We start from the raw sequence: 22,006 nt of genomic DNA, 5'->3' as shown, positions 1-22,006 counted from the left end.
CTGCGTGTGCCTCGGAGGAGAAGAAGGAATGGAAGAGACTTTCGACGACTACCTGGACGAGACCGGGAACATCCGAATTCCCGAGGATCACACCCTGGTCGATCACGTCGAGAAGCACACCCGGAACGACGCGAACACTCTGGCGTACCGCTACATCGATTACTCGCGTGAGCGTGATGGTGAGGCCCAGGAACTGACGTGGCGTGAGTTCGGCATTCGGCTGCGCGCGGTGGCCGCTCGACTGCAGCAGGTGACCAACCCGGGCGACCGGGTCGCGATCCTGGCGCCGCAGGGCTTGGATTACGTGGTCTCCTTCTTCGCCGCGATCTACGCGGGCACCATCTCGGTGCCGCTGTTCGACCCCGACGAGCCGGGTCACACCGACCGCCTGCACGCCGTGCTCGGCGACTGCGAGCCTGCCGCCATCCTCACCGCGAGCTCCTCCGCGGCGGGCGTGCGTCAGTTCTTCCGTGCGCTGCCCGCCGCTCAGCGCCCGCGCATCATCGCGGTGGACGCGATCCCCGACAGCGTCGGCGAGGGCTGGGTGCGTCCGGATATCGCCATCGATGACATCGCCTACCTGCAGTACACCTCGGGCTCGACCCGGACCCCGGCCGGTGTGGAGATCACCCACCGCGCGGTCGGCACCAACCTGCTGCAGATGGTGAACTCGATCAACCTGGACTGGAACTCGCGCGGCGTCACCTGGCTGCCGCTGTTCCACGACATGGGCCTGCTCACGGTGATCCTGCCCGCGGTCGGCGGCAAGTTCATCACCATCATGTCGCCGAGTGCGTTCGTGCGCCGCCCGTACCGCTGGATCAAGGAACTGGCCGCGCAGTCCGACGGCGCCGGAACCTTCGCCGCCGCACCGAATTTCGCGTTCGAGCATGCCGCCGCGCGTGGTCTGCCGAAGAACGGCGAGTCGCTGGATCTGTCGAACGTGATCGGCCTGATCAACGGCAGCGAGCCGGTGACCACCTCGTCGATGAAGAAGTTCAACGAGGCCTTCGCGCCGTATGGCCTACCCAAGACGGCGATCAAGCCGTGCTACGGCATGGCCGAGGCGACCCTGTTCGTGTCGGCGACCAAGGCCGAGGACGAAGCCAAGGTCACCTGGGTCGATCGCAACGAACTCAACGCCGGCCGCATGGTCAAGGTCGAGCCGGGCACCGACAACGCCATCGCGCAGGTCTCCTGCGGTTACGTCGCGCTGTCGCAGTGGGCCGTGATCGTCGATCCGGAAACCGTCGAGGCCGACGGCGGCCAGGAGCTGCCCGACGGCCGGGTCGGTGAGATCTGGTTGCACGGCAACAACATGGGCATCGGCTACTGGGGTCGCCCGGACGAGACGGCCGCCACCTTCCAGAACAAGGTGCCCCATCGCCTCGCCGAGGGCAGCCACGCCGAAGGCACCGACCGCGACGCCAACTGGATGCGCACCGGCGATTACGGCGTGTACCTCGACGGCGAGCTCTACATCACCGGCCGGGTCAAGGACCTGGTGATCGTCGACGGCCGCAACCACTACCCGCAGGATCTCGAGTTCTCCGCGCAGGAAGCCTCCAAGGCGCTGCGCCCCGGCTTCGTCGCCGCGTTCTCGGTGCCCGCGAACCAGCTGCCCGCGCTCGTCTTCGATCAGGGCAGCCACTCCGGCTTGAAGTTCGACGCCGACGACGGCTCCGAGCAGCTGGTGATCGTGGCCGAGCGCGGCCCCGGCGCGGGCAAGGCCGATCCCCTGCCGATCGCCGACGAGGTGCGGGCCGCGGTGGCCGCGCGCCACGGTGTCACCGTTCGTGACGTCCTGCTGGTGCCCGCGGGCTCGATCCCGCGTACCTCCAGCGGCAAGATCGCCCGGCGCGCCTGCAAGGCCGCCTATCTGGAGGGAACACTGCGGGGTGGTTACACCCAGCAGGCCTTCCCCGATGCACCCGAGGAAGAATGACGGAAGTTCCCGCCTCGATCAGGTCGGAACAGTGGTTGTCTGGCTCGCCACTCGGTTCCGGCCTGTGCCGGAACGACACCGAGTGATCCGGGCCGTCAATCCCCGCCGCGCAACCGCACGCAGACAGGTAGCTTGAGGAATTGATGGCCGACAACGAGTCCACCCAGACGACCGATAACTTGCCCGCCGAGCAGGGTGCCGACCAGGCGCCCGCGCCGGTGAGCGCTGCCGCCACGAGCGGTGAGCGGACCGATCTGTCCGTGGCCGAGCTGCGGGAGTGGCTGCGGCGCTGGGTCGCCGACGCGACCGGGCAGTCGATCGAGGCGATCACCGTGGACCGGCCGATGGAAGAGTTCGGGCTCGCCTCGCGCGACGCCATCGCCCTCGGCGGCGATATCGAGGAACTCACCGGCGTGGTGCTGACCGCGACCGTCGTATACCAGCATCCGACCATCGCGTCGCTGGCCGAGGTGGTCATCAACGGCGAGCCGGAAAGCGTGGACGAAGTCTCCGACGACTCCTTCTATACCGCGGGCTACCAGCCGGGTCAGGCGCACGATATCGCCATCGTCGGCCTGTCCACCCGGTTGCCCGGCGCGGGCGATACGCCGGAGTCGACCTGGGAGTTCCTGATCAATCGCGGGGACGGGATCCGGGATCTGCCCGAGGGGCGGTGGGACGAGTTCGCCGCCGATCCGGGTGCCGCCGCAGCCATCGCCTCGGCCAACACTCTGGGCGGTTACCTTGACCAGGACGTGGTCAAGGGCTTCGACGCGGAGTTCTTCGCGATGTCGCCGCTCGAGGTCGAGAACGTCGATCCGCAGCAGCGCCTGATGATGGAACTGACCTGGGAAGCGTTGGAGCACGCCAGGATTCCCGCCAGCGAACTCAAGGGCGCGCCGGTTGGTGTCTTCATCGGCACGTCGACCAGTGACTTCATGCTGGTCGCCGCCCTCGGCGTCGGCAACCAGGACCCGAATCTGCCCGCTTCCGCCGCGGCGTACGGCATCACCGGCGCGTCCTCCGGCATCATCGCCAACCGCGTCTCCTACTTCTACGACTTCCGTGGCCCATCCGTCGCGGTGGACACCGCCTGCTCGTCCACGCTGGTCGCCGTGCATCAGGCGGTACGCGCGCTCCGCGACGGCGACGCCGACCTGGCACTGGCCGGCGGCGTGAACATGCTGCTCGCGCCGATGGTCACCCTCGGCTACGACTCGGTCGGCGCGGTCGCGAAGAACGGCCGGATCAAGGCGTTCTCGGCCGATGCCGACGGCATGGTTCGTTCCGAGGGCGCCGGTCTCATCGTGCTCAAGCGCCTGGCCGACGCCGAACGTGACGGCGATCGAATCATGGCCGTCATCAAGGGCTCCGCGATCAACTCCGACGGACGCTCCAACGGCATCGTCGCGCCCAATCCCGATGCCCAGGCCGAGGTGCTCCGCCGGGCGTATCGGGACGCGGGAATCGTGCCGTCGACCGTCGACTACATCGAGGCGCACGGCACCGGCACCCTGCTCGGCGACCCGATCGAAGCCGACGCGCTCGGCCGGGTGGTCGGCCGCGGTCGTGCGGACGACCAACCCGCGCTGCTCGGCTCGGTGAAATCCAATTTCGGCCACCTGGAATCGGCCGCGGGTGCGGCGAGCTTCGCCAAGATCGTGATGGCGTTGCAGCACAACGTCATTCCGCCGAACATCAACTTCGCCGGTCCCAACCCGTACATCCCGTTCGACCAGGCCCACCTGAAGGTCGTCGACGAGCCGACCGAATTCCCGCGCTACAGCGGCACCGCCACCATCGGCATCTCCGGTTTCGGCTTCGGCGGTACCAACGCACACGTGGTGGTGCAGGAATACGTTCCGGCTGCGGCCGAGGCCCCGGCCGCCCCCGAGGCAGTCGCACCGAAGGTCGAGGCAGCGGCGGTCGATGCGAATGTCGCTGCCCTCGACGCTGAACTCGATGATGAGTCGACCGACGTGATCGCGGAAGCGGACGCGATCGTCGCCGAGGCAGGCGAAGACGTCACCGAGACCGCTGCGCTCGCTACCGAACCCGCGGCTGCGGCCGCGGAAGCTGTTGCCACGGTGGCGGAATGGACCGCCGAGCGCACCGAACCGCTCCCGGTCGTGTTGCCGATTTCCGGCTACATGCCTTCGCGCCGCCGCCGCGCCGCCGGTGAGCTGGCCGACTGGCTGGAATCCGAAGCGGGCCGCGATGTTTCGCTCGAGGACGTGGCCAGGTCGCTGGCCAAGCGCAGCCACTGGCGTTCGCGCGGTGTGGTGCTCGCCAAGACGCACGAGGAGGCCGTCGCCGGTCTGCGTGCCATCGCGGCGGGTAAGCCCGGCAACGGTGTGTTCACCGCAGACGCGCCCGCCGCCGTCGGCCCGGTGTGGGTGCTCTCCGGTTTCGGCGCGCAGCACCGCAAGATGGCCAAATCGCTGTACCTGGAGAATTCCATCTTCGCCAAGGCCGTCGACCAGGTCGACGAGCTGGTGCAGGACGAGGCCGGGTACTCGATCCGGGACATGTTCCTCGACGACGGCCAGGACTACAACGTCGGCACCTCGCAGGTCGGCATCTTCACCATCCAGGTCGGCCTGGCCGCGCTGCTGCGCGCGCACGGCGCGGAACCCGAAGCGGTGGTGGGACATTCGATGGGCGAGGTCGCCGAGGCGTACATCGCGGGCGGCCTGCCGCTCGAGGACGCGGTCCGGGTGATCTGCGCCCGCTCGCGCCTGATGCACGAGGGCGAGCAGATGCTCACCGACGACGACGTGCGCAACATGGCGCTCGTCGAATACAGCGCCGAGGACATCGAGAAGCTGCTCGCTGAATTCCCGGACGTCGAGGTCGGCGTGTACGCGGCCCCCACCAACACGGTGATCGGCGGGCCGCGCGCGCAGGTCGAGGCGATCGTGGCGCGGGTGGAGGCGGAGGGCAAGTTCGCCCGGATCCTGCAGACCCGCGGCGCGGGCCACACCTCGCAGATGGACCCGCTGCTCGGCGAGCTGGCCGCGGAGCTGGCCGGCATCGAGCCGACCAAGCTGAAGACCGGTCTCTACTCGACCGTGCACAAGGGCGAGTTCTACCGCGCGGGTACCGATCCGGTGCACAACGAGGACTACTGGGTGAAGAACATGCGCGGCAGCGTGTACTTCACCAACGCGGTGAAGCTCGCGGTCGACGCGGGCCACACCACCTTCCTGGAGCTCGCGCCGAACTCGGTCGCGCTGATGCAGGTGCTCGGCACCACCTTCGCCGCGGGTCTGCACGACGCGCAGCTCATTCCGACGCTCAAGCGCAAGGAAGACGAGGCGGCCGGCGTGATCGGCGCGCTGGCGCAGTTGTACGTGCACGGGCACAAGGTGGACCTGTCCTCCCTGCTGACCCCCGGGGCGTACGCCGACGTGCCGCGAACCACGTTCGTGCGCAAGGAGTACTGGCCGAAGGCGTCGCTGTCCGCGGGCGGCGGCAACACCCGGGTGCCCGGCGCGCACGTGGCGCTGCCGGACGGCAGGCACGCGTGGGAGGTGCAGGCCGCATCCGCTGGCGACCTGGCCGCGCTCGTGCAGGCCGCCGCGGCACAGGTGCTCAGCGAGGTCTCGCTCGGCGCCTCGATCGTGCACGCGACTGTTCCGGCGTCGGGCACGCTGACCACCACGCTGACCCCGCATCCCGGCGGTGCGTCGGTGCAGGTGCACGCCAAGGAGGGCGCGAGCTTCCGGCTGCTCTTCGACGCCGTGGTCACCTCGGGCGCGCCGTTGCCCGAACCCGTTGTGGCCGAGCTCGTTCCGGCGGCCGCCGCGGTCGAGCCGGCGGCGGGCACCGACCTGGAAGTCATCGAGACCTTCGGTGACCGCTGGGATCCGAACGGCAGCCAGAAGCTCGAGGACCGGCTCGCGCTGATCGTCGCCGAGTCCATGGGCTACGCGGTCGAGGATCTCCCGATGGAGATCCCGCTGATGGAGCTCGGTCTCGACTCGCTGATGGCCATGCGCATCAAGAACCGCGTCGAGTACGAATTCGATATCCCGCAGCTGCAGATCCAGGCCGTGCGCGACGCCAACCTCAACGAGGTCGGCAAGGTGCTGCGCTACGCCGTCGAACACCGCGACGAGTTGCAGGCGGTCGCCGCGAAACAGGCTGCGGGCGAAGAGGTCACCGTCGACGCCGGCTTCATCGAGGCGGCTCGTGCCGCGGTCGCCGCGGGCGAGGACCCGGCCGCGATCGCCGCTGCTGCCGCGAATACCGCTGCACCCGAGGCTGTTTCGCCGTCGAACGCGGACGCCGAGACCGCCGCGCCGGCTACCGAAGCCGCCGCGCCGGTGGCAGCCGCTACGCCGGCCGCCGAGACGCCCGCCGTACCGGCGGAACCTGCTGTGGCCGAACCGGTTTCGCCGGTCGCCGCGCCGGCACCTGCCGCTGCCCCGGCCTTCGGCGGTCAGCAGCCCGCCGACGAGGACGACGTCCCGCCGCGCGACGCCGCCGAACGATTGACCTTCGCCACCTGGGCGGTGGTCACCGGTAAGTCCGCCGGCGGTATCTTCAACACCCTGCCGATCCTCGAGGAAGAGGTGGCCGAGAAGCTGGCGGCCCGGCTCACCGAGCGGGTCAAGGCCGAGGTCACCGTCGACGATGTGCTCGACTGCGAGACCATCGAGCAGCTCGCGGAGATCGTGCGTAGGTTGCAGGACAGCGGTGCCGACGTGGACGGATTCGTGCGTCCGCTGCGCGCGCGCCCCGAAGGCTCGAATGCGGTGCCGGTCTTCGTGTTCCATCCTGCCGGCGGCAACACGCTCGTGTACGAACCGCTGCTGAAGCGGCTTCCGGCCGACACCCCGATGTACGGCTTCGAGCGGGTCGACGGCGCGATCGAAGAGCGCGCCCGCCAGTACGCGCCGGAACTGCGCAAGCTGCAAGGGGACGGTCCTTTCGTCCTCTACGGCTGGTCACTCGGTGCGGTATTGGCCATGGCCTGTGCGCAGATCCTGCGCGCGGATGGCGCGGACGTCAGGGTCGTCGGACTTATCGACCTCGCTATTCCGTCTGAGCCGGAGGACAACAGTCCCGAAGAGCGGGTGCGTCGGATCGAGCGGTATCAGGCCTTCGCCAAGAAGACCTACGGCGTCGACGGGGAACTTCCGCCCGAGCAGTTGCAAGAGCTGGCCGCGGCCTCCGATGAAGAACAGTTCAAGATGATCTCGGAACTGGTCAAACTGAGCGGGGCGAAGATCCCGGGTGGCGTGCTCGAGCACCAGAAGACCTCGTGGATCGAAAACCGTGCGCTGCAGCAGGTCCAACCGACACACTACGACGGTGATGTCGTGCTCTACCTCGCCGATCGCTACCACGATGGCGCGATCGAGTTAGAGCCGCGCTACGCCGACCGCAAGCCGAACGGTGGCTGGGACGAGTACCTGTCGCATCTGGAAATTGTGCACATTCCCGGTGACCACCTGCAGATCATCGATGAGCCTCGGATCGGAAAGATCGGAGCCGACCTCGCCGCCAAGCTTGCCGCGATAGATGTGAAAGGGGCTCAGTGACTACGACTGCCGAGAAGCTCGCCGACCTGCGCAAGAGGCTGGATTTAGCGCAGGAGCCGGCGGGTGAAGCGGGGGTGGCCAAGCGGGCGAAGAAGGGGATTCCCAGCGCTCGTGACCGGATCAACATGCTGCTCGATCCGGGCACTTTCGTGGAAATCGGTGCGCTGGTGCGTAAACCGGGTGATCCGACAGCGCTGTACGGCGACGGCGTGGTCACCGGGCACGGTTTGGTCGAGGGTCGCCCGGTGGCGGTGTTCTCCCACGATCAGACCGTTTACGGCGGTTCGGTCGGTGAGATGTTCGGCCGCAAGGTCGCCGGGATCATGGAGTACGCGGCCAAGGTCGGCTGCCCGGTGGTCGGCATCAACGATTCCGGCGGTGCCCGGGTGCAGGAGGCGGTGACCTCGCTGGCCTGGTATGCCGAGCTGGGCCGTCGTCAGGAGCCGCTGTCGGGTCTGGTGCCGCAGATCTCGATGATCCTCGGCAAGTGCGCCGGTGGTGCCGTGTACGCCCCGATCAACACCGACGTGGTGGTGGCGACCGAAGAGGCGTACATGTTCGTCACCGGTCCCAAGGTGATCCGTGAGGTCACCGGCGAGGACGTGAGCCTCGAGGAGTTGGGTGGCGCGCAGAGCCAGGCCGAGTACGGCAACATCCATCATGTCGCGGCGGACGAGAAGGCCGCTTTCGACTGGGTGCGCGACTACCTGAGTTTCTTGCCGACCAGCTGTCAGGAGCTCGCGCCGATCGTGAACCCGGGCCTGGAGCCCGAGCGCACCGACAGCGATCTGGAACTGAATTCCCTTGTGCCGGACTCGGACAACGCCGCCTACGACATGCACGACATCCTGCTGCGGATCTTCGACGACGGCGCGTTCCACGAGGTAGGCGCCTCGGCCGGGCGCAACATCATCACCGGTTTCGCCCGGGTGGACGGTCGCAGCGTCGGCGTGGTCGCCAATCAGCCGATGGTGTACGCCGGTGCGCTGGACGCCCGCGCCTCGGACAAGGCGGCGCACTTCGTGCGGTTGTGCGACGCGTTCGAGATCCCGCTCGTCTTCGTGGTGGACACCCCCCGGCTTCCTACCCGGTGTGGAGCAGGAGAAGATCGGCGTGATCAAGCGCGGCGGCCGGTTCCTGTTCTCCTTCGTGGAGGCGACCGTGCCGAAAGTGACTGTGGTGATCCGTAAGTCGTACGGCGGCGGCTACGCGGTGATGGGCTCCAAGCAGCTCGGCGCCGACGTCAACCTGGCCTGGCCCACCGCCCGGATCGCGGTGATGGGCGCCGAGAGCGCGGTCAGCCTGATCGGCGGCAAGCAGATCGAGGCCGCGCCCGAGGAGCAGCGGGCGGCCGTGCGCCAGCAGATGATCGACTTCTACAACGCCACCATGGCCACGCCGTGGGTGGCCGCCGAACGCGGCTACATCGACGCGGTCATCGAACCCTCGACCACCCGGCTGGAGCTGCGCCGCGCGCTGCAGTTGCTGCGGGACAAGACGCAGGCGCGCAACCCGCGCAAACACCACCTGCTGCCGCTGTAGTTCTCCCGGAATCGGGCCGCATCCGTTGGGACGCAGCCCGATTCAACCGTTGCGGGTTTTCAGGCGACGCTGGCGGACTCGATCACCACGTCGTCCTTCGGCACATCCTGGTGTCCGGCGTTGCTGCCGGTCGCCACGCCCTCGATCTTGTCGACCACGTCCTGGCCCTCGACCACCGCGCCGAACACGGTGTAGCCCCAGCCCTGCGGGTTGGGCGCCTTGTGGTTGAGGAAGTCGTTGTCGCTCGAGTTGATGAAGAACTGCGCGGTGGCCGAGTGCGGATCGTTGGTCCGCGCCATTGCCACGGTGTACTTGTTGTTCTTCAGTCCGTTGTTCGCCTCGTTCTGAATGGGCGCCTGCGTCGGCTTCTGCCGCATGCCCGGCTCGAAGCCGCCACCCTGGATCATGAAGCCCGGGATGACGCGGTGGAAGATGGTGCCGTCGTAATGGCCGGCCTTCACATAGTTCACGAAGTTCTGCACCGTGGTCGGCGCCTTCTCGTCGTCGAGTTCCAGGACGATCGGGCCGAAGTTGGTCTGAAGATTCACCTTGGTCATACCCACACCTTGCCAGCCCGCTCCCGCGCGCCTTTTGCCGGTCGTGTGTATACCGTGCGAACCCCCCTTGACCATCACGGCGCGCATTTACGAACAATGGCGTGCTGCGGGCGCGGCATATTGAACACAGCTAGCATTGCCAATCGTGCCCGACGCCGCTACCGCTGTTCTGACGAAACCGCCCGCCGCTCCGGCGGCCTCTCCGGCCGATTTCCGGACCGCGCGAATAATCGCGCTGGTCGCCGGTCTGCTCGGCGCGCTGTTCGCCATTGCGACCCCTTTCCTGCCGGTCACCCAGACCACGGCGGTGTTGAATTGGCCGCAATCCTCGACGCTCGGCAACGTGCAGGCGCCCTTGATGTCTCAGGTCCCGATCGACCTGAAGGCCACGATTCCCTGCAGCACGGTCGCGCAGCTGCCCGAACGCGGCGGCATGCTGCTGGCCACCGCGCCACCGCAGGGTGACCGGGCCGCGCTGGAGGCCTTGTTCATCCGGGTGTCCGAGACCTCGGTCGACGTGATCGATCGCAATGCCGTGGTGGTGTCGGCGCCGCGAGCCGACATGGAGCAGTGCTCGTCGCTGGTGCTCACCTCCGATCACGACCGCACCCGCGCGGTGTTCGAGGGACTGACCACCACCGTCACCAAGCCGGTCGCGGGCGGGGCCGAGGAGCAGGTGCAGGTGCCGGTCGAGGGTTCGCTCAACGGCGACCTGCGGCCGCAGGTGGTCGGCGTCTTCTCCGACCTCAAGGGCGCGGCGCCGGCGGGTCTCGACTTCACGATGACGGTCGACACCCGGTTCTCCACCAGTCCCACCCTGATCAAGCTGATCGCGATGATCGCGGCGGTGCTGTGCACACTGGTCGCGCTCGCGGCGCTGGCCCGGCTCGACGGCAGTGACGGGCGCGGGCACCGCCGCTTCCTGCCATCGAACTGGCTGAAGCCCACCTGGGCCGACGGCGCGATCGTCGGCACGCTGCTGGTGTGGCATTTCGTCGGCGCCAACACCTCCGACGACGGCTACATCCTGAGCATGGTGCGGGTCGCCCCGCACGCCGGCTACATGGCCAACTACTTCCGCTGGTACGGCGTCCCGGAGGCGCCGTTCGGCTGGTACTACTACGTGATCCAGCTCTTCGCGGAGTTCTCCACCGCCAGTGCCTGGGTGCGGGTGCCCGCGCTGCTCTGCGCCATCCTCTGCTGGCTGGTGATCAGCCGCGAGGTGGTGCCGCGCCTCGGACGCGGCGTGCGCAACAGCAAGGTGGCGTTGTGGACCGGCGGCCTGGTGTTCCTGGCGTTCTGGCTGCCGTTCGACAACGGCCTGCGGTCCGAGCCGATCGTCGCGCTCGGCGCGCTGCTCACCTGGGTGTCGATCGAGCGGGCCATCGCGACCGGCAGGCTGCTGCCCGCCGGGGTCGCGGTCCTGGTCGCCGCGTTCACCCTCGCGGCCGCGCCGACCGGCCTGATGTGTGTGGCGGCGTTGCTCGCCGGTATCCGCCCGCTGATCTGGATCGTGGTGCGCAAGCGGCGCCAGTTCGCCGAGCAGGGCGGAAAGTGGTGGGCCACACTGCCGTTGCTCGCCCCCATCGCGGCGGCCGGACTGCTCGTGCTCATCGTGGTGTACAGCGATCAGACGTTCGCGGGCATCCAGGAGGCGAACCGGGTCCGTCAGGTCACCGGGCCCAACCTCGCCTGGTACGAGGACTACCTGCGCTACTACTACCTGTTCGTGGAGACCGTCGACGGTTCGCTGTCGCGCCGCTTCGCGTTCCTGGTGATGCTGCTCTGCCTGTTCACCACCATGCTGGTGCTGTTGCGGCGTCGGCGCGTGCCCGGTATCGCGAGCGCGCCGACCTGGCGATTGATGGGTGTCGTGTTCGGCACCATCTTCTTCATGATGTTCAACCCGACCAAGTGGACGCACCACTTCGGTGCGTACGCGGGCATCGCCGGTTCGCTGGCCGCGGTGACCGCGGTCGCGGTATCGGCCTCGGCCCTGCGGGCGCGCAAGAACCGGGCGATCTTCCTGGCCGGGCTGTTGTTCGTGCTCGCGCTGGCGTTCTCCGGCATCAACGGCTACTGGTACGTGTCCAGCTTCGGTGTGCCGTGGTTCGACAAGCGCATCTCGCTGCACGGCTACCAGTCGAACACCTTGATGCTGGGTCTGTTCGGGCTGGCGCTCGCGTTGGTCGCCTGGCATTCGCTGCGGGAGGGCTACGCGAAACCGGAGGCCTCGCCACGGTCTGCGCGCGGCAAGCGAATTCGCAAGTTCGCCGCGATCCCGCTCACCGTCGTCGCCGCGCTGATGGTCGCGCTCGAGGTGCTCTCGCTGGTCAAGGGTGCGGTCTCGCAGTACCCCGCGTACTCGCTGGCGCGCTCGAACCTCGACGCGCTCGGCGGCAACAGTTGCGGCCTCGCCAATGATGTTCTGGTCGAAGCGGATCCGAACGGCGGCCGGTTGCAGCCGATCCCCGATCCGGCGCTCACCGATTCGAGTGATCCGCTGGCCGGCGTCGACCCGGTCGGGTTCGATCCGAACGGCGTGCCCAACGATCTGTCCGCCGACAGCGTCGAGGTGAAGCCGGGCACCGGCAATACCTCGACCCAGTCGGTCGGCGCCGCGTTCGCCGAGGGGCAGAGCGCGGGCACCGGCGGTGGGCAGGGTGCGCGTGGCGTCAACGGCAGCACCGTGGCGCTGCCGTTCGGGCTGGACCCGGCGACCACGCCGATCCTCGGCAGCTACCAGAACGGCGTGCAGCAGCCCGCGCATCTCACCTCGAGCTGGTACGGGCTCTCGCCGCGGTCGGCGGACAGCCCGCTCGTGGTGATCAGCGCGGCGGGACGCATCCTGTCCGTCGACGACACCGGTGACACCCGCTACGGCCAGTCGCTCACCGTCGACTACGGCAGGAAGCTGCCCGACGGCAGCGTCGAGAAGCTCGGCACCTACCTGCCGCGCGATATCGGCCCGTTCCCGTCCTGGCGTAACCTGCGCGTCCCGCTCGCCGAGATCGCGCCGGAGGCCGACGCGGTCCGCATCGTCGCCAACGACCCGATCCTGATCGGTGACCAGTGGCTGGCGTTCACCCCGCCGCGGATGCCGAAGTTGCAGTCGCTCAACACCTTCATCGGTTCCGAGCAGCCCGTGCTCGAGGACTGGGCCGTCGGTCTCCAGTTCCCCTGCCAGCGCCCGTTCAACCACAAGAACGGCGTGGCCGAGGTTCCCGGGTACCGCATCCTGCCGGACCGCCCGCTCGCCATCAGCTCCACCAACACCTGGCAGGCGGAGGAGTTCGGCGGCATCCTCGGCTTCTCCCAGATGCTGGCGAAGTCGGTGACCGTCCCGACCTACCTGAAGGACAACTACGCCCGCGACTGGGGCTCCCTGGAGCGCTACGACCAGTACGACCGCAGCGCCACCCCGGCAAAACTCGACACCGGCACCGCCACCCGCTCCGGCTTCTGGACCCCCGGAAAACTCCGCGTCTTCTAGCCCCCGAGACCCCGCAGGCCCGCCGAGCATCAGCTCAGCGGGCCTGCGGGCGTCCGGGGTCCGGCGCGGTCGCTCCGGGTAGCCTCGGCGCATGACGAGCGGCGCTCCGACCGACTGGTACCGGTGGATACCGGAGCAGATCACTACTCGGGATTATGAACAGCTCCCCGAAGACTTCTGCCGCACCATCGAGGTGGTCGACGGCCACATCGTCAAGTGTGAGAGTCCGTCACGTCTGCACAACCGAGTGGCGCGCCGCATGGCCGAGCGGATGGAGGCGGGCCGTAAGCCCGAACCGTGCCTGATGGTCGAGACCGACGGCGATGTGCGAATCAGCGATGTTCCGTTGAGTCTGCGCAGACCCGATGTCGTCGTGTACCGCTGCCTCGCCGACGATGCGCGGCTGTACTCGGGTGACACTGTGCTGGTTGTCGAGATCGTCTCGCCGGACAGCTCGTTCCACACCGACACGGTGGAGAAGAAGGCGGCTTACGCCGCGGCCGGTATCCCGGTGTACCTCATCGTGTTTCTCACCGAAGCCGGGGACGGCATCGAACTGATCGAGGAGTACCGCCTCTCCGAAGGGCGGTATCACCTCGTCTGCCTGCACACCCGCCGCCTGACCATCGATTCCCCCATCGCCGTCGACATCGCATTCAGCGAGCTGTCCTCGGGGTAATCCGGCGTTGCTCGGCCGACGGCTCACGGCATGCGATGAATCGCAGCACGAGGGGGCGTAGATCGCGCTGTTCGTCCTCGGTCAGGAAGCAGACGAGCGCGGGCAGATCCAGGTCATCGAAAGACGCCGTCATGCGTGCAACCTTCCCTCAGCAATCGGACTTCAGGGCCGATCGGCCGGACCGGCTCGGGTCTACGAAGGACGTGCCGGTGTGGTCGTCACGGGAGGAAATGGCGTTGATGGCTTGTTTGGGACTCGTGGCTCAATTATCCGGGCGTGGGTCTACCCGCGGGTGAAAGTCGGGCGCCCGCATCGGTTTCAGGAGTGGGTGATGCGGGGCGCGGGGGTTTCGGCGTTGCCGGCGACTGCCGCTGGTCGTGTGCAGCGGTGGTGGGCAAGAGATTTCGTTGGTTCTGCGATCCGGGCCGGGTACGTTCGGGCGGGGCTGACGCGGGCCAGGGGGTAGGGCGCGGATCGGGCTAGCCGGGGGGTTGCTCAGACCTTGGTCATACGCAGGCCGAGTTCGCGGCGGAGCACTTCTTGGGAGGGGAGGCGGTTGAGTACGCGCAGGACCGCGGGGCGCAGTTCCCGTTGTTCGTCCTCGGTGAGGAGACCGACGAGATCGCGCAGATCCATCTGATCGAAAGCCGACGTCATACTGCACAGATTACGGTTTTTCGCTGAACTCGTCCTGTGATCGCACCGTGAATTTGCCGTCCAACCGGTCTGTTTACGATATTTTTTCGCCGCCGCAACACCCAACCGGTCGGTTCGGGTGCGCGGCGGCGACCATTCATCCGCGTGCGCGGATCGGATCGTCCTTGGCGAATCCGCTGCGCGTTTCGACCGTGCCGCCGATAACGGCGGGCCGGGCATTCGGGTCGTACGGGGTGAACTTCTCGAGCGAACCCCAGTCGCGCGACCAGTCGTGTTCGAGGTAGCTGGGGACGGTCTCGGATTCCAGCAGCAGCCCGGTCCAGCCGAGCGGTCCACCGCCGATATCGTCCTGCCAGGCGTTGGAGGCATCGGAGCCGACCCGGTCGGGCAGGATCCGCCAGCGCGGCACCTCGGCGACGCCGTCGTGGTGGTCGAACGGACGCTGGCACGGGAACGCGAGCCCGACATGCCAGTCGAGCAGCACCGGATCCTTACTGCCGACAACGGAATTCAGCGCGGCCAGCTTGGGCAGCCGGGGCGGGGTCACCGCGAGCCATTGCTTGGGCGTGATGTCGTTGTCCACCGCGACCAGGCGCACCGCGTTCGCCTCGACCGGCAACTGGTCCAGCGGCACCCGCAGGTTGCGCCAGGACGGGGCGGGCCCGATGTCGAGCGGGTCGATCGAGCCGAGCTTGCGCACCGCGCCGCCCGCCTCGCGCACGCCGTATTCGAGGTGCAGCTCCTGTCCGTAGGTGACCACGCCGTCGGCGTCGATGTGCCGGATCCGGCCCGCCGCGGTGATCGCGAGCACCTGGTAGGCGGGGTCGTGGCGCATGCTGTCGGTCAGGTCCAGGCCGTACCACTGCGAGGTGAGCGAGGCCTGCTGCTGTTCGTTGTCCTGGTAGCTGCCCAGGACCGGGGTCGTCGCCGGGTCGAGCCCGAACGGCAGCGCGACCGTGCTGCCGTTGATCCCGGTCTGGGCGGTGGTGCCGCCGCCGGTGCCCGCGCCGGTGGTCTTGGTCGTCTTGTTCTTGGCGTCGCTGTTCACCGAGTTGGCGCCGCCGGACACCGTCTCCTCGGCATCGGCGGTGAGGTCGCTCGCGACCCCGTTCGGTGTGAATCCCTTTGTCTCGGCGGCCAACCCGTCGGCGGGAGCGCCGGTGAGCGGCAGCAGCAGCGAGTTCTTCGTGTCCGTCTCGACCAGCACCTCGTTCGCGAGGGCGCACGAATCACCGGCCAGGGATTCGAGATTCGACTTCGCGATCGAGTAGGCCGGGTACTGCGCGACCGCCGCCTTGGCCAGCGACGCGACCTCGAACAGCACCAGCACCGCGGCGGCGATGGTCAACGGCGCGCTGGCGAACCGGTCGAAGCGCCTGGGCGTCAACCGCTCCCGGCGATACGGCTGCCGATAGTGCGCCCACACCGCGACGAGCAGCGCGACGCCGCTCAACCCGAGGAACAGGGTGGAGAAGCCTTTGCCCGCCACCAGTGGCGCCTTGTCCCACCACGGCACGCCGTAGCTGGACACGTACCACCAGCCGTTCGATCCGGTGAACGTGATCGCGAGCAGGAACAGCACCGCGGCGGCGAACAGGGCGCGGTTGCGCGGCGAGCGAATCCCTTCGGTGCCGACCGCGACGGCCGCGAGCGCGGCGAGCGAGCCGGCCAGCCCGGCGTACACGCCGAAGTGATGGGTCCACTTGGTCGGCGTGAACATCATCAGGAACAGCGAGGCGAACACGATGCCGAGAATCCGCACCGACGGCCCGCGCGAGGTGCCGGGGATGCGGCCCTTGCGCAGCACCTGCAACACGCAGACCAGCAGGCACAGCAGCATGACGAGCACGCCGAAGCGCCGGGCCAGCGAGCCGTCCGGTGAGAGCATCAGCAGCGAATCCCATCGCGTGCGTTCGTCGAACCAGGCCACGTTCGGCCCGACGAGCGTGCGCACCCGGGTCGCCTCCATGACGGTGGACAGCGTCTGGTCCGCGAAAACCACCACCAGCACCAGGGTTCCGGCGGACAGGCCGGGCGCGAGCAGGGCCAGGTAACGGAAGATCGAGGCGGGCAACGAGTTTCGCCGGGCAACCTGGGTAGTGCCGGTATCGGCGGCGGCCGTGGGGCTTTCGGCCACACCGCCGCCCGGTGCGGGGACCACACCGCGGGCGCGTTTGATGATGATCTGCAACACCGGTCGCGATCCGGCGATCAGCGCCGCGATGCAGATGAGCCCGGTCGGGCCGGCCGCCAGCGAGAAGCCCGCGATCAGCACGGCGATGGCGGCGGGCAGCAGTCGCCCGGTGGCGATGGCGCGTTCGATCGAGCACCAGGTGAGCAGCGCGCCGGCGGCGATCAGCGGTTCCGGCCGCAGGCCGTTGTCGTAGGGCAGCCAGAACGCGAGGAACACCAGGCCCGCGGTCCACAGCGCGACCTTGTTGCGCCGGACGCGAGCACCCAAGCGCGGCAGTACTTCCCGGCTGATCACCAGCCAGCAGGTGATGCCGGCCAGCAGTGCGGGCAGGCGCATCCACGGGCTGGCGTCGGAGACCCGGGTCATCCACGCGAGCACCTCGTAGGACCAGCCGAACGGCGCCTCGGGCACGCCGAACCAGCGGTAGTAGTTCGCCATGAACCCGGCGTGCCCGGAGGCCCGCGCCATGTTCAGGATGTAGCCGTCGTCGGAGGTGTTGGCGCCGATGAAGTGCCACAGGCCCAGCGTGCCGAGCACCACCGCGTCGGTCGCGCCGAACCGCCACCAGCGGGCGGGCAGGAAGCGCCGGGCCCGGCGCCCGTCACTGGTGTCGAGCAGATGCAGCGCGAGCAGCGCGACGACGGTGCTCAGCGCCGCGACGACGATCGCGGCCAGTTTCAGCGCGGTGCGGGAGGAGGAGAAGCGCGAGTCGATATCGGCGTGCACTGCGGCGCCGTCGAGCCGGTCGGCGGCCAGATCGGTGAAGACACCGACGATCTGGGGCCGGATATCGCGAGTCACGGTGTTACGGAAGGGCGTTCCGTCCTGCCGGGTCACGTCGGTGAGCTCGGTGCTCGTCGCGGCGGCGGTCGAATCGATGGTCAGCGCCGTGCAACCGGTGCCCGTGGTGATCTCCTCGACCGGCGCGGACAGCAGCGGCACATCGCGCAGGATCACCGACAGCACACCGTCGGCGACCGAGACGACCAGCCCCTTGGTTGCCGCCTGACCCGACGCGACGGGCACGGTGGACACCACGGTGCCGGCCGGTCCCACGGCCCGCACCAGCGCGCACGGCAGCGTCGCGTGCATCCGCAGCGGCACGTAGGACACCAGCGGCGCCTCGACGCTGCTCGTCCCGGCCTGCGGCCAGTCCAGCGTCGCCCGGTCCTGTTTCACCGGCAGTACCGGGGTGAGCAGCGCCAGCACGAACCCGAGCAGTCCGGCGACGATGGCGATCAGGCGATATCGGCCGGCCCGATCCCGGCGCGGAGCACCGTCGGCCCCGTCGCTGTCGCCGGGACGGGTGAACGCTCGAGTTGCTCGGTCCGCTCGCACGGTCGTTGATGCTAGCTACTCGACCGGCCGCTGCCGATGATCACCTCAGCTTCCAGAGCCACACGTCGTCGACGCGGGCCGGGGCGAAGCCGAGCAGTCGGGTCACGGTGGTGCGCAGTGTGTCGCCGTTCTTCGTAGCGGGCAGCACCAGGACGTCGGCCTGCCAGAACCTCAGGTCCTCCTGCGCGTCGGCGCGGGTCTCCGCGGTGATCGGCGGCACTGTGCCGGTGTCCTGCGCCTGCACGAGCAGTGCGGTGGTCGGCCGCATCTCGGGTCCGTAGATCCCCTTCTTCTGCGTGCCGGTCGGACCGACGAAATACCCTCCGGCGAGCGGGAAGTCGAAGCCCGCGTCGGCCTGCCAGCGCAGTGCGCCCGCGTCCAGCGGCCGCGGCGGCGGCACCATGACCACCGACCCGCCGTGCACGTAGTCGCGCACCGTCCCGTCCGCGAAGAACGCGGGTGTGGCGGGTCGTTGGACCACCGGCAGGATGGTCGGGGTCAACGGCAGCAGCGCGCACAGCAGCGCGCCGAACCAGGCCAGCGGCCGCCAGTCGCCCGGCGACTCACGCCACCAGCCGATCGCCCGCTGGGTGGCCAGGGCCAGCACCGCCGCGATGGCGGGGATGGCCGCCATGGTGAGCCGGGTCTCCAGCACGGTGCTCAGCAGCGGGACGTGTTCGGCCCAGCGCCAAGGCAATTCGATGCCGGTGTCCTGCTTGCCGAACATGGCGACTGCGCCGAGCGAGAGCACGCCGAACACCGCGATCACCACGGCCGCCGCGCGCACCACCCGTTCGCGCCAGAGCAGCGCGAGGGTGGCGGTGAGCACCAGCAGCAGCGGCCAGCCGAAGTAGGCGTTCTGCTCGGTCTCGTTGATCGCGACGTTCTGTCCGGGCGCGAAGAGGCCGCCGAGGGATTCGGACGGGAACTGCACGATCGCCTTCAGATCGTTGCCCATCGGGCCGTGGTCGATGGAGCGGTAGCTCTGCGGCCCGAAAAACTGCCACCACAGCGGGATTTCGGTGAGCATGAGCGCAATCACCGCCGCCAGCAGCAGCGCGGGGGTGAGCCCGCGCAGCACCCGCAGCCCGTGCCGGGGTGTGTGCAGCAGGTAGACGACCGAGAACAGCCCGAACGCGAGTGCGAAGATCAACAGTGGTTCTTCGCCGAGCGCGATCTGCAGTGCGACAAGGAATCCCAGCCAGACGGCATCGCGGACGCGCCAGCGCCGCGCGTCGGCGTCGCGTACGCCGGCCCGCCGCGCCATCCGCATCAACAGTCCGGCCATGATCGGAAGCAGGAGCAGCACAACGAAATTCGGGTGCGCGTTGGCGTGCGAGATCATCGCCGGCGCGAAACCGCAGAACAGCCCGCCGATCGCGGCCGCGACCCGAGATTCGACCAGTTCCCGGGAGAACAGCCAGTACCACGCCGCGGCGGTGGTGGCGAGGCCGAGCGTGAGCACCAGGACGAAGGTCACCGTGGGCCCGAACAGCAGGGTGATCGGGGTGAACGGCACGCCGACCCCGAACATGGCCGTGTTGGCCATCATGTTCACCCCGGCGGGAAAGTTCTGCAGATCGGTGCCGAGCGGATTCTCCAGGTGCGCGACCGAGTGGGCGGTGACCGCGAAGAACCATTCCCACATGGTCTGGTCCTGACCGCTCTTGATCAGGTACCCGCTCTGGGTGTTGCGCCACTGACCGGACAAGACCGTGGCGGCCAGCGCCAGATAACCGACCGTGACGAGCAGATCGGCCCGGTTCATCCGGATCCGGGGGAGTCTTCGGCGGCGCGCCGGAGCCGACGGCTCCGCGGTGGGCACTCCGATCGCGGTGGTTTCCCGTTCCGCGATCCCTACCGCCGACCCGTTCGTGACTACCGGATCGGCCTGTCGTGCCCGTACCACCTGCGAACTTCTCCTCGGCCTAGCTGAAACTCAGCCGCCGACCCTACCTGCCGAGGCTGTGTTCTGCCTGGCAGTCGGGTAGGGATGTGATGAACGGGACCCGGTCGCCGCGGGCCTGCCTGAAACCTATTTTCGCAGCGTGACCAGGGTGAACGGGCCGATATCGGTGCTCGTGAAGCGCGGATCGGCGAAGAGGTCCTTGGGGAAGGCCACCGAGTAGCGCTGCACGTTGGGATCGTTCGGGTAGACGTCCTTGGCCAGACGCAGGGTGTAGGTGTCGCCGCTGCGCCGGAACAGGAAGGCGTCCGGTGCCCGCCACGGGCAGGCCGCCAATGCGTCGAGCAACGCCGCGGACGATTTCAGCTTGCTCCAGCTCTCGATGGTCGCGGCCCGGCCGGGGAAGTCGGCGAGCAGGTTCGCGTAGTGCGAGGTGAGCGCCTGGAAGCCGTAGTACGGGTAGAAGGACAGGAAGCTGGTGTCGGCGGTGAGCAGCACCGTGTCCGAGCGCGGCCGGCCGGTCTGCGCGAGCAGCGCCGCGTCGATCGCGCGGTAGTGCGCGACCGCCGACGGGGCGCGCTGGTCGGCGCGTTCCCCGTTGCCGTCGGTGTCGGTGTAGGCGGTGGTGATCTCCGGCGCGAGAATGTGCGGGATGTGCTGGGTGAACGCGAGCGCGCCGACCACCGCGACCGCGACGGCGGCGATCCGGAACTGTTGCGGCTCGTTCAACGCCTGATAGATCGCCCGCGCACCCTCCACGAAACCGAACGCGCCGGCCGCGGCGAGCAGCGCGAGCAGCACCGATTCCAACCGGAACGAGAGCAGTGTGGTCCCGGCCGCCGTCGCCGCCATGGACAGCAGCGTCCACAGGTACACGGCCAGCACCCCGATGCCCAGCGCCTGCGCCCGCCGCGACGAGGCGGCTCGCACCACCAGCCAGAGCAATCCGATCAGGCAGAGCGCGCCGCGCAGCGAGAACTCGGCCATCGGCAACGGCAGTTCGGCCCCGGATTCGGGCAGGTAGTGGAACGCGGAACCGGAGGTGGCGACCTTGCCGCTCAGCGTCTTCAGCAGGTACGGCAGCCAGACGATCAGCGCGACCAGCGCGGCGAGCACCGCGATCACCGCCAGCCGGACCAGTGGTGGGACCGCCGCCCGCCATGGCGGCAGCGTCTCGGCGGCGTCGCGTGCCCGGCGCGGATGGGCGGCGGCCCGGTGTTCGCGCACCGCGAGTCCGGCCGCGATGAGCCCCATCAGCGCGACGGCGAAGGCCGCGAACGCCGCGTACAGCGTGTAGAACGTGGCGGACCAGCCGAGGAACAGCCCGGTGCCGAGCACCGCGCCCCACCCGCCGAGGGTCTTGCCCGCGTCGAGGGGCCGGTGCAGCGCGCCCCAGGCGAGCACGAGTGCGGGCGGCAGCAGGATCACGATCACCGCGCTGTAGGCCTCGGGCGCGGCGTACGCGACCGCGAGCGCGGTCACCGCCGCGGTCACCGCGACCGCCCAGTCCGCGCGAATCAGCTTGGACCACAGCACAAGTGAGATCACCGCCGCGACCGCGATCGAGCCGATCGCATACGGCTTGAAGGTTTCCCACCCGGTCAGACCGAGTACGTTGGCGACGCGTCCGCCGATCCAGAACCAGCCCGCTGGATAGAACGGCGGCAGGTCGGCGTAGGTCATATCGCGCAGCGCCGCGGTGTCGGTGAGCCGGGTCAGATACTCGGTGCGGAACTCCTGGTCCACCGAGACGCCGAACAGATACAGCTTGGTGGCCGCCAGCGGCATCCCCAGGGTGAACGTGACGAAGGTCGAAATGCCCACCCAGGACAGCACTTTCGCCGCCCAACGCCAGCGCTGCCGCCGCAGCAGCACGATCGCCGTGATCAGCAGTACCGCTGCCACTACCTGTCCGACCGTGGTCAGCGCCCGAGTGACGTTGGAGGAGTTGAACGCGGGCCACTGCACCCGCGAGAACGCCACCAGCCCAACACCGGTCACCACCGTGGCGACCACCGCCGCCAGCAGCGCCTCGCCCACCCCGGAGCCGAGGTGGCGAACCAGCAGCTGCGCTTTACCCGGCGTCCGCGCCGGCTCGCCGTGCTCCGTCGATGCACCGCTCGGTGCGGTCGCGGTGGTCACCACG

Annotated in this window: 10 protein-coding genes and 1 pseudogene; 5 read left to right on the top strand and 6 right to left on the bottom strand. The window is 68.7% G+C overall.

From position 1 onward, the window contains the following. Positions 1 to 28: 28 nt before the first annotated feature. From fadD32 to NBRGI_RS43545, 3 genes and pseudogenes are all read left to right on the top strand, one after another. Positions 29 to 1,945, top strand: coding sequence for a long-chain-fatty-acid--AMP ligase FadD32 (gene fadD32 / locus NBRGI_RS08145; protein WP_029894128.1), 1,917 nt, complete (start codon positions 29 to 31; stop codon positions 1,943 to 1,945). Between the two features lie 143 nt (positions 1,946 to 2,088). After that, complete coding sequence (pks13, locus tag NBRGI_RS08140) at positions 2,089 to 7,494, top strand: polyketide synthase Pks13 (RefSeq protein ID WP_029894126.1); 5,406 nt, start codon at positions 2,089 to 2,091, stop codon at positions 7,492 to 7,494. After that, positions 7,491 to 9,036 (top strand): annotated as a pseudogene (locus tag NBRGI_RS43545) (acyl-CoA carboxylase subunit beta). The gene pks13 and the pseudogene NBRGI_RS43545 overlap by 4 nt, the downstream one beginning before the upstream one ends. Positions 9,037 to 9,095: 59 nt before the next feature. Here NBRGI_RS43545 and NBRGI_RS08130 read toward each other — a convergent pair. Next, positions 9,096 to 9,593, bottom strand: coding sequence for a peptidylprolyl isomerase (locus NBRGI_RS08130; RefSeq protein ID WP_029894123.1), 498 nt, complete (start codon positions 9,591 to 9,593; stop codon positions 9,096 to 9,098). 145 nt (positions 9,594 to 9,738) lie between these two features. Between NBRGI_RS08130 and NBRGI_RS08125 the strand changes: the two genes are divergently transcribed. Then, positions 9,739 to 13,086, top strand: a complete 3,348-nt coding sequence (locus NBRGI_RS08125) for an arabinosyltransferase domain-containing protein (RefSeq protein ID WP_029894122.1) — start codon at positions 9,739 to 9,741, stop codon at positions 13,084 to 13,086. Between the two features lie 91 nt (positions 13,087 to 13,177). Next, a complete protein-coding gene (locus tag NBRGI_RS08120) occupies positions 13,178 to 13,765 on the top strand; it encodes a Uma2 family endonuclease (protein WP_051727571.1) in 588 nt (195 codons plus the stop codon). On the opposite strand, the gene NBRGI_RS48505 is transcribed toward NBRGI_RS08120, so the two are convergent. The 5 genes from NBRGI_RS48505 to NBRGI_RS08095 all read right to left on the bottom strand — a co-directional run bounded on the left by NBRGI_RS48505 (position 13,743) and on the right by NBRGI_RS08095 (position 21,927). Then, a complete protein-coding gene (locus tag NBRGI_RS48505; protein ID WP_162836662.1) occupies positions 13,743 to 13,898 on the bottom strand; it encodes a hypothetical protein in 156 nt (51 codons plus the stop codon). The two genes, NBRGI_RS08120 and NBRGI_RS48505, sit on opposite strands and share 23 nt — an antisense overlap. Before the next feature lie 362 nt (positions 13,899 to 14,260). After that, the gene (locus NBRGI_RS48500) at positions 14,261 to 14,422 is read right to left on the bottom strand and encodes a hypothetical protein (protein WP_014980983.1); all 162 of its coding nucleotides are present in this window, start codon (positions 14,420 to 14,422) and stop codon (positions 14,261 to 14,263) included. Positions 14,423 to 14,558: 136 nt separating this feature from the next. After that, positions 14,559 to 17,954 carry an arabinosyltransferase domain-containing protein gene (locus NBRGI_RS08105; protein WP_029894118.1) on the bottom strand — a complete coding sequence of 1,132 codons (3,396 nt, stop codon included), beginning with the start codon at positions 17,952 to 17,954 and terminating at the stop codon, positions 14,559 to 14,561. 40 nt (positions 17,955 to 17,994) lie between these two features. Beyond that, positions 17,995 to 19,863, bottom strand: coding sequence for a glycosyl transferase (locus tag NBRGI_RS08100; RefSeq protein ID WP_148310731.1), 1,869 nt, complete (start codon positions 19,861 to 19,863; stop codon positions 17,995 to 17,997). Between the two features lie 126 nt (positions 19,864 to 19,989). Then, positions 19,990 to 21,927, bottom strand: coding sequence for a galactan 5-O-arabinofuranosyltransferase (locus tag NBRGI_RS08095; protein ID WP_370627700.1), 1,938 nt, complete (start codon positions 21,925 to 21,927; stop codon positions 19,990 to 19,992). Positions 21,928 to 22,006 lie beyond the last annotated feature (79 nt).

Source organism: Nocardia brasiliensis IFM 10847 (genome assembly GCF_000710915.1).
Lineage (GTDB): Bacteria > Actinomycetota > Actinomycetes > Mycobacteriales > Mycobacteriaceae > Nocardia > Nocardia brasiliensis_A.
The sequence above is the reverse complement of the archived record's forward strand: the minus strand, read 5'-3'. Positions and strand labels throughout refer to the sequence as shown.

Coding starts and splice junctions, on each gene's coding strand:
- fadD32 (WP_029894128.1), top strand. CDS start 29: ATGGAAGAGACTTTCGACGACTACCTGGACGAGACCGGGAACATCCGA.
- pks13 (WP_029894126.1), top strand. CDS start 2,089: ATGGCCGACAACGAGTCCACCCAGACGACCGATAACTTGCCCGCCGAG.
- NBRGI_RS08130 (WP_029894123.1), bottom strand. CDS start 9,593: ATGACCAAGGTGAATCTTCAGACCAACTTCGGCCCGATCGTCCTGGAA.
- NBRGI_RS08120 (WP_051727571.1), top strand. CDS start 13,178: ATGACGAGCGGCGCTCCGACCGACTGGTACCGGTGGATACCGGAGCAG.
- NBRGI_RS48505 (WP_162836662.1), bottom strand. CDS start 13,898: ATGACGGCGTCTTTCGATGACCTGGATCTGCCCGCGCTCGTCTGCTTC.
- NBRGI_RS48500 (WP_014980983.1), bottom strand. CDS start 14,422: ATGACGTCGGCTTTCGATCAGATGGATCTGCGCGATCTCGTCGGTCTC.